Annotated in this window: 12 protein-coding genes; 3 read left to right on the forward strand and 9 right to left on the reverse strand. The window is 66.7% G+C overall.

The window, feature by feature from the left end; genetic code table 11:
- Window positions 1-113: 113 nt before the first annotated feature.
- Window positions 114-764, reverse strand: coding sequence for a TenA family protein (locus EOJ32_RS18065; RefSeq protein WP_240542600.1), 651 nt, complete (start codon window positions 762-764; stop codon window positions 114-116).
- On the reverse strand, window positions 761-1,597 hold the full coding sequence (locus EOJ32_RS18070) for a BtpA/SgcQ family protein (RefSeq protein WP_127899748.1): 837 nt from the start codon (window positions 1,595-1,597) through the stop codon (window positions 761-763). Before EOJ32_RS18070 ends, EOJ32_RS18065 begins: the two co-directional genes overlap by 4 nt.
- Before the next feature lie 32 nt (window positions 1,598-1,629).
- On the opposite strand from EOJ32_RS18070, the gene EOJ32_RS18075 reads away from it, so the two are divergent.
- Window positions 1,630-2,511 (forward strand): PfkB family carbohydrate kinase, encoded by an 882-nt coding sequence (locus EOJ32_RS18075; RefSeq protein WP_127899749.1) that lies wholly within the window; start codon window positions 1,630-1,632, stop codon window positions 2,509-2,511.
- Between the two features lie 5 nt (window positions 2,512-2,516).
- Here EOJ32_RS18075 and EOJ32_RS18080 read toward each other — a convergent pair whose 3' ends face one another.
- The 6 genes from EOJ32_RS18080 to EOJ32_RS18105 are packed head-to-tail and all read right to left on the reverse strand — an operon-like array spanning window position 2,517 to window position 8,116.
- The gene (locus EOJ32_RS18080) at window positions 2,517-3,278 is read right to left on the reverse strand and encodes a glutamine amidotransferase (protein WP_127899750.1); all 762 of its coding nucleotides are present in this window, start codon (window positions 3,276-3,278) and stop codon (window positions 2,517-2,519) included.
- A 21-nt stretch (window positions 3,279-3,299) separates the two neighbouring features.
- Window positions 3,300-4,364 (reverse strand): phosphotriesterase, encoded by a 1,065-nt coding sequence (locus tag EOJ32_RS18085; protein ID WP_127899751.1) that lies wholly within the window; start codon window positions 4,362-4,364, stop codon window positions 3,300-3,302.
- Window positions 4,361-5,362 carry an ABC transporter permease gene (locus tag EOJ32_RS18090; protein WP_127899752.1) on the reverse strand — a complete coding sequence of 334 codons (1,002 nt, stop codon included), beginning with the start codon at window positions 5,360-5,362 and terminating at the stop codon, window positions 4,361-4,363. Before EOJ32_RS18090 ends, EOJ32_RS18085 begins: the two co-directional genes overlap by 4 nt.
- A complete protein-coding gene (locus EOJ32_RS18095) occupies window positions 5,362-6,141 on the reverse strand; it encodes an ATP-binding cassette domain-containing protein (protein WP_240542603.1) in 780 nt (259 codons plus the stop codon). Before EOJ32_RS18095 ends, EOJ32_RS18090 begins: the two co-directional genes overlap by 1 nt.
- Complete coding sequence (locus EOJ32_RS18100; RefSeq protein WP_127899753.1) at window positions 6,141-7,070, reverse strand: substrate-binding domain-containing protein; 930 nt, start codon at window positions 7,068-7,070, stop codon at window positions 6,141-6,143. The genes EOJ32_RS18095 and EOJ32_RS18100 overlap by 1 nt, the downstream gene beginning before the upstream one ends.
- Before the next feature lie 2 nt (window positions 7,071-7,072).
- Complete coding sequence (locus EOJ32_RS18105; protein WP_127899754.1) at window positions 7,073-8,116, reverse strand: LacI family DNA-binding transcriptional regulator; 1,044 nt, start codon at window positions 8,114-8,116, stop codon at window positions 7,073-7,075.
- Between the two features lie 679 nt (window positions 8,117-8,795).
- On the opposite strand from EOJ32_RS18105, the gene EOJ32_RS18110 reads away from it, so the two are divergent.
- Window positions 8,796-10,445: a BCCT family transporter gene (locus EOJ32_RS18110; RefSeq protein WP_127899755.1), complete on the forward strand. Its 1,650-nt coding sequence runs from the start codon at window positions 8,796-8,798 to the stop codon at window positions 10,443-10,445.
- A 34-nt stretch (window positions 10,446-10,479) separates the two neighbouring features.
- Here EOJ32_RS18110 and EOJ32_RS18115 read toward each other — a convergent pair whose 3' ends face one another.
- Window positions 10,480-11,535 (reverse strand): YihY/virulence factor BrkB family protein, encoded by a 1,056-nt coding sequence (locus EOJ32_RS18115; protein WP_127899756.1) that lies wholly within the window; start codon window positions 11,533-11,535, stop codon window positions 10,480-10,482.
- A 668-nt stretch (window positions 11,536-12,203) separates the two neighbouring features.
- Between EOJ32_RS18115 and EOJ32_RS18120 the strand changes: the two genes are divergently transcribed.
- Window positions 12,204-12,860: an SRPBCC family protein gene (locus tag EOJ32_RS18120; protein ID WP_127899672.1), complete on the forward strand. Its 657-nt coding sequence runs from the start codon at window positions 12,204-12,206 to the stop codon at window positions 12,858-12,860.
- Window positions 12,861-12,863: the final 3 nt, after the last annotated feature.

Below are 12,863 nucleotides of genomic sequence, written 5' to 3' on the forward strand. Positions count from 1 at the left end.
GCGCCGTCTGATCCCACATATTCGGCACCGGCAATGCCGACAGCCTCGCGGTACACCAGCCTGCCATTGTCGAGCCGTATCGCACCGTGAAAGCCTGATGTCATTCGCCCTACTCACCGATCCTCAATATCGTAAGCCGCAGTGTGAAACGCGACCTCAAGCCGCTGGACCTTGCCGAACAGGGCCACCAGTTCGGCCAAGCGGGCTTGCGGAAGATCACGCCCAAAGGCATCCACCTTTTCCTTCAGCCACTGTGCCTGGGCGCGAAACTCCGGTGCCGCATGAAGGGCGATCCAGTCCTGACGCATGGGGTCGGTCAGCGCGGCGTCTCGATGCGCAGTGCACCATGTCCAGTACATCCACTCGGCGGCGAACATCGCGGTGATGATGTCGGCGAAATCGCCATCGCGGGCGATGGCCAGCATGCCGTCGCGGAACCCCGCCACACGCGGGTCAGCCTGCAGGGCCGGATCCGGAGCAAGGCCGCGGCGCGCATAGGCGTCGCGGAAATAGTCCATCTGCCCATGGGCCAGTGCATCCAGCGACGCAATCAGCTTGCGTCGGTCCTGCAGGTCGCCGGCCTTGGCGACCGCATAACCGAAGATCGCGATGGCAGTTTCGACGAACGCCCCCTCGATCAGCAGATAGCGGTCGAAGGCCGCGTCCGGCAGGGTGTCGGCCGCCAGATCGCGGACGAAGGGATGGGTGACCATCGCGTCGAACGCCGCGGCCTCCTCGGTCAGCATCCGCTCGGACAGGGTCACAGCCCCGCCTCGGCGGCGGCGACGAAGCGGCGGACACGTTCCGGCTCGACGGGATTCCACCAGACACCGCCCTCCTTCAGCGACGACGCCACGATCACGCCATTGGTCCGGCCCAGGATGGCCACGATATTGTCCTCGGTCACGCCCGAGCCGACTAGCAGCGGCAGATGCGTCGCCCCGCCGATCTCGTCGATCTCGTCCATGCTGGCGCTGTCGCCGGTGCGCTGGCCGGTGGCGATGATGCAGTCGCTGTCGAAAAAGCCCAGGTCGCGCGTCAGTTCGGGGATGGACCGGTCCGCCACGATGGCGTGGCTGCCGTGCTTTACATGCGCGTCGGTGAAGATGCGGACATGTTCGGCGCGCAGCAGCGACCTGTAGCGCAGCGCCTCTGCCGCGCGCCCCTCCATGAAGCCCTCGTTCGCGACATAGGCATTGGCCCATTGGTTCACGCGGATGAAATCGGCGCCCCCTGCCACGGCGGTTGCCAGCGCCGGAAGCGGGGCGTTCGCCAGCACGTTGATGCCGATGGGCAGGCCGAAGGCGCGCTTGATGCGGTCGGTCACGACGGACAGGAAGGCCGGGGTCTCGGGGCCGATGTCGTCGGGCTTGGAAAAGGGAATGTCGCCGTGATTTTCGACGATCAACCCGTGCATTCCCCCTTGCACCAGACGTTCCGCATCGCGCATGCAGATGTCGTAGATGTCGTCCATCGACGCACCGCGATACCGCGGCGCACCGGGAAAGGCAGGGCAATGAATCATTCCGATCAAGGCCTTGTCTCGTTCGAAGATGTCGCGGATGGCCCCTGCGGGTCGGTCGGAAATCAGTGTCATGGGTTGACCTTTCAAGAAAGCGGAGAGTGGTGATGAAGGCATTCGTGATCGGGAACGCGGCGCTGGACGAGACCGTGTCGGTCGACGACTTTCCCAGACCGGGTGCCTCGATCTTCGGGCAGGCGCTGTCGCAGGATCTGGGCGGCAAGGGGGTCAATCAGGCGGTTGCGATGGCCCGGACCGGGCTGGCATGTCACCTGATCGCCGCGGTGGGCCAGGACGCCCGCGGGCGCGAGATCGCGGCGCGCCTGGCGGCCGAGCCGGTGATGGCGCAGCTGATCGCCCTGCCCGGCGTGGCGACCGACAATTCGATTATCCTGATGGCCGGTCATGGTGAAAATGCCGTGATCACCACGCGTGCCGCGGCAGGTGCCATGACCCCGGACCACGCCATCGCCGCATTGGAAAAGGCCGCGCAGGGCGATCTGCTGGTCCTGCAGGGCAATCTGGGTGCGGCGACGACCGGCGCGGCATTGCGCGCGGCCCGGGCGCGCGGGATGCGCACCGCGCTGAACCCCTCGCCCATGCAGGATTACGTGGCCGAACTGTGGCCGCTGGTCGATTGCGCCTTCGTCAACGAGGACGAGGCCGCGATGCTGGGGGGTGACGCGGCGCTGCTGGCGCAGGGCGTTGCCGAGGTCGTCTTGACGCTTGGGGCGCGCGGTGCGGCCCTTGTCCGTCCCGGTGCACGGATCGACGCGCCGGCTTCCCCCTGCGTGGTCGTGGACACCACCGGGGCGGGCGACTGCTTTATGGCGGTGGCGCTGGCCTCGGCCGCGCTGCGGGGCGCACCCCTGGACGCGCGCGCGCTGCGCCATGCGGCCATCGCGGCGGCCTGGACGGTGGGACGCGCGGGCACCGTCAGCGCCTTTCCAGACACAGGCGCGATGCGCGCGATCCTGGCGGGCGACTGATCCCGTCACCGCGCGACCAGCCAACCGAACAGGTTCTTCCACAACGTGCCATAGCCCGGCCAGTCGCAGAATTCGGGCGACAGCCAGTGCGGCCCCACATCAGACGTCCAGGCCGCCGTGCGCCCCTGCCCGTGCTGGCCCAGGACCAGCAGCGGATGGCCGCCCTGATCAAGGGGAAGGCGCGCCACGACGGTGGCGCCGTCGCGGACCATCACCTCGTTCACGCCCAGGATCGGCGGCCAGGCGGCGGGCATCTCCGCCATCACCGGATGGTCGGGCAGCAGGATGTCGGCCTGCGCACCCTCGGGGATCTCGACGCGGTCGTCCCAGGGGTGGCAGGTGACGGGCAGCGTGTCCTCGACCGCGGTGCCCCGCCAGCGCGCCCGACCGTCGATGCCCTGGAACGAGAAATACCCCCCGATCATCAGCAGGTTGCCCCCCTGCGCTACCCACTCCTTCAGCAGCCGCAACCGGTTCGGCACGGTCCTGGACCGCAGCCAGACATCGGGCGGCAGCAGGAAGGTGTTCGCGCCGATGTCCGACAGGATGATGATGTCATAGGGCGCCAGCCCCTCCATCGCGAAGGGGAATCCTTCGGCAGCGTCATGGGCGGTCATGTAGTCGATCTGGAAATCGCTGTCCTTCATCGCCTCCAGCAGGGGCGTCGCCCCGGTATGGAACCGGACCGAGCCGAACTGGTCAAAGCCCTTGTAATGCGTTTCCGAGGTGGTCCAGCTTTCGCCCACCAGAAGCACGCGGGTTGTCATGGGTCGTTCCTTTCGCGAATGTCAGAAGGTGGCGTCGAAGACGCGGCGCGGGTTCGTCACCATCAGCCGGTCGCAGTCGGAGGCCGACAGGCCGTGTCGCATCAGGCGCGGCAGGAAATGGCGGGTCACGAAGGCGTAGCCGTTGCCGCCGTAACGGGTCAGCATCATCTTGATGAACACGTCCTGCGACAGCAGGATGCGGTCCAGGAACCCCTGTTCGGCCAAGCCAAGGATGGCGCGTGCCACCTGGTCGTCGGACGGGCACTGCACCCCCTGATCGGCATAGAAGAAATCCATGCCGATCATGTCGAATTCGACAAAGGCACCGCGCTGCGCCAGCGTCGCCTGATAGACCGGATCGTCATGTGAGGGGTTGATATGGCACAGCACCGTGTGGCGCAGATCCCCGCCCTCGGATTCGACCACGTCTAGCACCCGGTGTCCAAGCCGGAACCAGCCCGGCAGATGCACCATCAGCGGCAGCCCGGTGCGCGCCTGCGCCCGCGCCGCGCCACGGAGCGACTTCTCCTCCTCGGCCGTGAAATCGGACGACACGCCGATCTCTCCGATCAGGCCGATGCGGGCATCCGTGCCGTCGGTGCCGGTCAGTGCCTCGGCCACGATCTGATCCGCGATGTCGTCGATGGACAGGCGCGCCACGGTGTCTGGCATGGAGCTGGCCAGGTAATAGCCCGCGCCCATCACGATATTCAGCCCGGTCTCCGCCGCGATCCGGCGCAGGGTCGCGGGGTCGCGCCCGATGCCGCGACAGGTCGGGTCCACCACGCTGCGCCCGCCCGCGGCGGTGAAGGCGCGCAGTTCTGCGATCGCCAGATCGGGATCGTCCAGCGCGATGTTGTGGCGGTTCACGAACGGGTCCTGACGCAGTTCGGACAGGATCTCGATGCCGACAGGGCTGTCGGCCAGATATTGCCGCGCCGGGTCCGTGGGCGCGTTCCACCAGCAGCGACAGTCGTTCTGCAGATGCTCGTGCATCAGCGTGTGGCCCAGATCGGCCGAGGGGATCGGGCCAGTGACGGTCATCACCCGGCCCGACCGGACATGGCAGGGGGACAGCTCGCTCATCCGCGCGCCCTCCCGAAGCGGAAGCCCCGGTCGAACAGCCTGGTGTTCAGCCAGATGGCGACCAGGATGATCGCGCCCGTCACGATCTGCGTGAAGAACGGAGAGATGTGCAGCAGGATCAGCCCGTTGCCGATCACCGCGATGGTCATGGTGCCCAGGACGGTGCCCAGCATCGAGGCCTTGCCGCCCATCAGCGACGTCCCGCCCAGCACCACGGCCGCGATCACCTGCAGCTCGAACCCCTGCGCCGCGTTCGACGACCCGGAGCCGAGCCGCGCGGCAATCAGCATCCCCGCCACCGCCGAGGCCAGCCCCGCCACCACATAGACCGAGGCCAGCACGCGTTTGGCGGGCATGCCCACGCGGCGCGCGGCCTCCATGTTGGACCCGACCGCGATAACCTGCCGCCCATATTGCGTGCGCAGCATCACGACAAAGCCCAGGCCCGCGATCAGCAAGGCGATCAGCGCAGGCACCGGAAAGCCCGCCAGCGTCTTGCGCCCCAGCCAGAAGAAACCCGGCACGTCGGTGATGGGGATCGAATAGCCCTCGGTCAGGTACAGCGCAAAGCCGCGCAGGATCGACAGGCCGGCCAGCGTCACGATGAAGGCCGGGATGCCCTGGTACGAGATGAACCACCCCTGCACCGCGCCGACCCCCGCACCCAAGGCCAGCATCAGCAGCACGACGACCGGCCAAGGCAGGCCCGCGCCGATGGCGATGGCACAGACCGCGTTGACCAGCGCCACCTGCGATCCGACCGACAGGTCGATCCCGGCGGTGGTGATGACCATGGTCATGGCGACTGCCACGATCAGGATCGGTGCCGCCTGACGAAGGATGTTCAGCAGGTTGCCCGCGCTGAGAAAGGTCGAACTGGCCATCCCGAAGATGGCCATGCACAGCAGAAAGAACATCGCGATGGACAGGACCTGCGCATGTTCGCCCACGAAATCGGCCAGGGGCGACCCGGCCTTGCGTTCGGTATAGACAGCCATCAATGGCCTCCCTTGCCGACGATCAGGTCGACCAGTTCCTGAAGGTTCGTGTCGGGGGTCAGGCGTTCGGCGACCTTGGTGCCCTCGTACATGACGGCGATGCGGTCGCAGACGCGGAACAGGTCCTGCATCCGGTGCGTGACCAGAACCACCGCGACGCCGCGCGCCTTCACCCGGTTGATCAGGGCCAGCACGGCCTCGACCTCGGCCACGGCCAGGGCCGAGGTCGGCTCGTCCATGATCAGCACCTTGGGGTCGAAGCTGGCGGCGCGTGCGATGGCGATGGCCTGGCGCTGACCGCCCGACAGCTTCTCCACCTTGGCGGTCAGGCGCGGGATGCGGATCTCCAGCGCGGCCAGCATGCGTTCGGCCTCGGCCAGCATGCGCGGCTGGTCCAGGAACGGGCCACGCTTCAGCTCGCGGCCCAGGAACAGGTTTCCGACGACATCGACGTGATCGCACAGCGACAGGTCCTGATAGACCATCTCGATCTTCTGCGCACGCGCCTCGGACGGCGTGGAAAAGCGCACGGGCCTGCCGTCCAGCAGGATCTGCCCGCCATCCGGGACATAGGTGCCCGACATCACCTTGGACAGCGTGGACTTGCCGGCGGCATTGTCGCCGATCAGCCCCAGGCATTCGCCGGCGCGGATGTCCAGGTCCACCCCGCGCAGCGCCTGGTGCGACCCGAATGTCTTGGTGATGCCCTGCAGGGACAGGATCGCGGGGTGACCTGCAGGGGGATGGTCCCCCTGCCTGAGCTGATGGACCGCTGCGATCACTGGAACGCGGCCCGATAGGGTTCGACGTTCTCCTGCGTGACGATGGTGACGGGGACCGAGATCACCGGCTCGACCGTGCCGCCATCCGCCAGCGTGCCAAGCGCGGTCACGGCCGCCGCGCCCATGCCCGCCGGGTCCTGCTGGATCACCGCCTTGACATAGCCCGCATCGATCCCGGCAATCGCCTGTGCGGTCAGGTCCCAGCCATAGACGGCGATGTCGGCCTGCCGACCCTGGCTTTCCACGGCCGCCACCGCGCCAAGCAATGCGGGCTCTCCCGTAGCATAGATGGCGGTCAGGTCGGGGTTGGCGGTCATCAGGTTCTCGGCCGCCCCCAGGGCGGTGTCCTGCACGTTCTGGCCGTCCACCGTGCCCGCGATGCTGACCTTGGCGCTGTCCAGGGCACCCGTGAACCCGTCCATGCGCACGTTCTGGATGAACGAGTTCAGCGCGCCCACGATGCCCAGTGTGGACCCTTCGGGCAGCGCGTCGTTGACCACGGCCGCCAGGTCGGCGCCGGCCTGGGCGTTGTCCACGCCGATCTGGGCCGATTGCGGCCCTTCGGGCAGGATGGCGTCGATGGCCACGACCGGGATGCCGGCATCGACGGCCTGCTGGACCGCGGGCATGATGCCGTTCACGTCGATGGCCACGACGGCGATGCCGTCCACGCCCTCCTGGATATACGTCTCGATCGCGCTGTTCTGCGCCGCGGGATCGTTGTTCGCGTTGAAGATCAGCAGTTCGGCACCCACGGCATCGGCGGCCTCCTGCGCGCCGCGGTTCATGTCGTTGAAGAACAGCGCCTGCTGGTTGATCTGGACCAGCGCAAAGGTCTTGCCGTCCTGCGCTAGCGCGGGCAGGGCCGCAGCGATCAGGCCGGTCGTCATCATCGCACCCAGGGTGCGGCGGGTCAGGGTCGTCATGGTCATTCCTCGCTGTTGGGGTTGCGGTGGAAGGGGCGGATCGGCGGCGCAACAGAGTTCCGCTCGATCAGCGTGACATCCAGCAGCACCTCTGACGGGTGATTGGCCGGATCGGCATTGTCCGTCGCCAGCAGCAGCTTCAGCGCGTGCTGGCCCAGGTCGCGGACAGGCTGACGCACCGCGGTCACGGCGGGTGCGAAAAGATGCAGCGGCCCCACGTCGTCGAACCCGACGACCGAGACCTCATGCGGAATGGGAATGCCGGCCTCTGCCAGAACCTCGTACAGGCCGATCAGCAGTTCGTCGGACGTGGCAAAGATGGCCGTCGGACGGGACGCCGGATCCTGCGCAACGAAGGCCTGGCCAGCCGCGCGTCCGGCAGAGACGGTGTAAAGCCCGCTGATCCGGTCGATCGCATGATCCGGCCCCGACACCTCCGCGATCCCGGCAGAAAAGCCCTCGAAGCGGCGGGCGCCGCTGACCATCTCGTCGACGCCGCCGACGAACAGCACGTGACGATGGCCCTGTTGCGCCAGATGACGCCCGGCCAGCCAGCCGCCGCGACGGTTGTCGCAGAAGATCTTGGGGGCGGTCGTGCCCACGACATCCTCGTCCACGACCACGCAGCGAGGAAGGTGGTTGATCTTCTGGGCCAGCCTGTCGGTGCCGGCATGGTTGGTGACGAAGATCAGCCCGTCGGCATGGCCGGTCCGCACCAGGTCAAGATAAGAGAGTTCGCGTTCCGGAGAGTTCAGCGTCGCATAAAGCGCCAGTGCCAAGCCCATGTCGCTTGCCTCGGCCTCGACGGCGCCGACCAGCGCGGCAAAGAACGGGCTGGAGATGTCGGGAACGATCAGGGCGATCGTGTCAGACCGCCCGAGGCTCAGGCGCCGCGCATGGGGATTGGGCGTATAGTTCAGCGTGCGGATCGCCGCATCGATCAGGGACGCGGTCCGTTCGGGCAGTTCCAGAGAGCCGTTCAGATAGCGCGACACCGTCGCCTTGGAGACGCCAGCCGCTGTCGCAACATCCTGAAGATTGGCCAAGCGAGTCCCCTAAAGCTTATAAAGCGGTTTAGTAAACTGGTTTATAAACCGACGATGCCGTGGTGATTTCAGTCTGTAAAGATAATTTTAAGGGGTTGGCACATGTCGCCGGTTTTTTCAGCAGCGCCCGATGTGCAAGTGGATCGTCGCGATCCTGCACGCCCTGTCCTATACATGTCCTTGTTGCGGTGCGACATGCCGGCGATGCCGTGTGCCGGGAACCGCCCGTGCGATCCTTGTGTGAACGTGAGGGTGACGGGCGCCATCCGTTGGACTGCGTGCTTTCGAACTTGGTCAGGCTCATGCCGTCCGCGTTGCGGGATGACGCCAAGACGAAAATGGTGGTCATACACTAGATCGGGCGCCCTGTCCGCGTCAGACGCACCAGATCTGCGTCACGACGACAACACCTCCGTCCCGCACCGAGTGACCGCAAGGCAACCCTGTCAGCCCCGTCATGCGCAAGGTGTTACCGCATGTCGCGCTCCACCCTGAGGCAACGGACTCCTTCAAGGATCGCCGCCCCACGTTGCCGCACAGGCGATGGAGCAAATCTCACTCGATCCGGGAAATCCCCAAGGAATTCCGCACCGCGCACCATGCGCCTGCGCAGATTTCCCAGGAACGATGCGCCCGCGTAACGCTTGACCCCAGTATTTCAAGACCAAGAGGGCAAAGCATGAAAAGACTGGCACAGCATCTGGGCCTGCGGGTCGATCCCACGATCTTCTTCATATCGGCAGGCCTCAGCCTGATCTTCGTCGTCCTGCTGGTGGCGATGCCCGGTCCCATCGGGGCCGCGTTTTCCGTCAGCCGGGCCTGGATCGTGACCAACCTGGGCTGGTTCTTCATCCTTGCGGTGAACGTCTGGCTGGGCTTTCTGATCTACGCGGCGATGTCGCGCCACGGGCATATCCGTCTTGGACCGCGCAACTCTCGGCCCGAATATTCCAACCTCTCGTGGTTCACGATGCTGTTCGCGGGCGGCATCGGCACGGTGCTGATGTTCTGGGGCGTGGCAGAGCCGATCAGCCATTATCAGTCACCGCCCTTGCCGGGGGTCGAACCCTTCACCCTGGCCGCGGCCCAGGATGCCATCGCGATATCGCTCTATCACCTTGCGCTGCACACCTGGACGATCTTTGCCCTGCCCGGGCTGGCCTTCGCCTATTTCATCAACCGCTATGACCTGCCCGTCAGGGTCAGTTCCGTCTTCTACCCGCTGCTGCGCGAGGGGATCTATGGCCCCGTGGGCAAGACGATCGACATCGTCTCCATCCTGGGCACGCTGTTCGGGGTCGCGGTCTCGCTCGGCCTCGGCTCGTCGCAGGTCGCGGCGGGACTGTCGGCGCTGTTCGGCTGGTCGAACGACACCGGGTTGCGCCTTGCGATCCTGGGCAGCCTGACGATCGTCGCCACGATCTCGATCGTCGCCGGCCTGGACAAGGGGGTGAAGCTGCTGTCGAACGTCAATATCGGCATGGCCGTGGGCCTGATGCTGTTCGTGCTGGTGACCGGATCGACCCTGTTTCTTCTGCGCGGCGTCGTCGAGACGATCGGCCTGTACCTGTCCAACCTGCCACGCCTGGCCTTCTGGAACGACATGCTGCATGGCGGCGGGATGGATACCGGCGAATGGGGCTGGCAGGGCGACTGGACGGTGTTCTACTGGGCCTGGACGGTCACCTGGTCGCCCTTCATCGGCCTGTTCGTGGCGCGGATCTCCCGCGGGCGCACGGTCCGTGAATTCGTCTTTGGCGTCCTGCTGGCGCCATCGCTGTTCACCGTCATCTGGTTCGCGATCTTCGGCTGGCAGGCGATGGCAATCGACGGACTGGGAGAGGCGGCGCGTGCCGCGATGGGCCCCGCCGCGGGCAGCATCAGCAACGCCGTCAGCGAATCCGTCCCACTGGCGATGTTCGCCTTCTTTGCGGAACTGCCTTGGGCACCGCTGATGCAGGGGCTGGCCGTGCTGGTCGTGGCGATCTTCTTTGCCACCTCGTCGGATTCGGCGTCGCTGGTCGTGGACATGCTGTGCACGGGAACGGCGGAACCCGGACCCGTCCGCCAGCGCGTTTTCTGGGGCCTGGCCGAAGGCGCCATCGCCGGAACGCTGATCCTGCTGGCAGGAGAGGCCGGGCTGACGGCCCTGCAGGAGGTGATCACGGTCGTCGGGCTGCCGATCTTCCTGCTGGTCTCGATGATGATCCCGGCCCTGATCCGCGGGTTCGCCGCAGAGGAGATCGACCACATCACGATCGGCAAGCGTCCCGCGCTGAGCGAGTTCGACCCCGCCGCCACCGACGAGGCCGACGCCCCGGCCAGATGACGCGTCGCCCCGTCCCCGGCCGGTCGCCCGCGGCTCAGTCGCCGGCGTTCGCCTTGCGCAGCCGCCACAGGCTGGTGCCCAGCACGATGATCGCCATGACGGCATCCGATTTGGGCGTCGGCGCACCCGTTGCGTCGTGGCCCGTCCCGGACACGCCGATAGCCTTCTGGCCCGACAACGCGGCGGGCGTCCCGTGACCGGGCGGCGGGGTGTCGGCCTTGACGGCATCACGCTGGCCCATCGGTTCGGGGGCACCCGTGGTCGTATCCTCGGAGGTCTGCTGTTCGATCTCGGCGTTCAGCTCCGCTCCGGCCAGCACGATGAAGGCGGACAGCCACATCCAAGTCAGCAGCATGATGACCCCGCCCAACGTCCCGTACGTCTCGGTATAGTCGTCGAAGTTCTGGACATAGAGCGAGAACGCCGCGGTGCCCAAAATCCACAGGACCGTGGCCGTCGCGGCACCGACGCTGACCCACCGCCACTTGGGATCGGCGCGCGACGGACCAAAGCGATAGATCGCCGCCAGCCCGATCATGGTCAGCACCGCCATCAGCGGCCATTTCAGCCATTCGGCGGCGGTCTCCAGCGTCGGCGACAGAGGCAGGAAGGCGATGACCGACGGCAGCACGATCAGCAGCGCGATCGCGACCGCCAGGCCCAGGATCGCGCATACCGTGATCAGAAGCGCGCTGAGATACAGCTTGATGAAGCCGCGGCCCTCCTCTTCGTCATAGGCGATGTTCAGCCCCTCCATCAGGGTCATGACGCCCTTCATGGCGCCATAGATCGCGATGGCCAGACCAAAGGCCGCGACCAGCCCGGTCGCCGTCTCATCGCCGCTGGTGACCTTCAGGACCTGTTCCTGCAGCACCGCCCCGGCGCTTTCCGGGATCAGGGCCATGACCGTGTCCAGCTGGCTGGCGATGTCGGCGGGGTCCAGCACCAGACCCGCGATCGAGATCAGCGCGGCAAGGGCCGGGAACACCGACAGCAGCGCATAGAACGCGATGCCCGCCGACACGACCGAAATGTGGTCGCTGGCGATCTCGTTCTTCACGCGAACAAGGATCTGCTTCCATTCCGCCATGGAAAATCGTGTCGGAGAGGCTGTCCCCTTCTGGTCTGTCGAAAGGGTCGTCTTGGTACGGGGCACGTGGTTCTCCAGCGCTGTAATGGGCAGGGTCGGCAGGTCCGCAAGCTCACGAATCTATCATCTGTGCAGACGTAAGGCGATCACCGCGACCGGGGTTCCTTGCGCGATCGATGCCCTGCCCGACCGTTGCCCGGTCGCACCGTTCCGCCGCCGCCGACGATCGGACAGAAACGGGTGACCTGTGTGGCTGCCCGGCCTGTCCCCGACTGCTGTCACGACCGGGGGTGCCGCTGCCGTGCCGTGGGTGACGTGACCTGCCGTCGGGGGCGATGAGGCAAAGGGCTGGAACATTCGCGCCATCCCCTTGTTGGACCCCTGCTCGATCACGGGCCCAGAACACAAGGAAAGGCCCGCCCATGCATCGTCGTCCCGACACGCCACCCCTGGTTCCCGGCACCGCGCGCAGGTCGCGGAACCGCGCCTGATGCGCCGTTACGCCGCCGCACACGCTGCCCCCGACGGCGTCCAGCCACCAGGCAGCCTGCTGGATCGCCGGAACCAACGCCCCCGCGGCCAGACGCCGCCCATGCGGGCCATCTGACCGAACACCATGATCGCGGCGCCGGACCATCGGTGCCGCACAGCTTTGGGAAAGGACCGTCATGCCCCATCATGATCATCTCGACCACATCCGCCACACGCCCCGGCCGCCCGCATCCGGCATCGGTCTGGGCGCGGTGCTGGGCATCTTCCTGGCCGCCGCCGGAACCGGCTATCTGCTGACCCGCCAGCCCGAACGGCGTCCCGCCGACAATGCCCCCCGGCGCACTGCCAAGCACGCGCCGTCGGGCCGCTTTGCGCTGACCGGCCGTACCGTGACCATCGCCCGCCCCCGCGACGAGATCTATGCCTTCTGGCGCCAGTTCGGGAACCTGGCCGGCGTGATGGAGAACGTCCACGCCGTCTCGACCGAGGGCGAGGTCACCCGCTGGACCCTGCGCGGCCCGGGCAGCGACATCACCCTGCGCACCCGCATCACCGAGGATCGCCCCGGCGACGTCATCGCATGGGCCTCGACCGACGGCTCGGACATCGAGACCACCGGCCGGGTGCTGTTTCGCGATGCGCCGGGCAATCGCGGCACCGAGGTCACAGCGCTGATCGCCTATGTGCCGCCGATGGGCGCGCTTGGCCGCGTCGTGGCCAAGCTGTTCCAGGCGGACCCTGCGATCCAGGGGCGCCGCGACCTGAAGCGCCTGAAGATGTTCCTCGAGACCGGCGAGATCGCCACCCCCCTCAACCGCAGACAGGAGGCCTGATCC

The organism is Paracoccus sp. Arc7-R13 (assembly GCF_004010775.1).
Lineage (GTDB): Bacteria > Pseudomonadota > Alphaproteobacteria > Rhodobacterales > Rhodobacteraceae > Paracoccus > Paracoccus marcusii.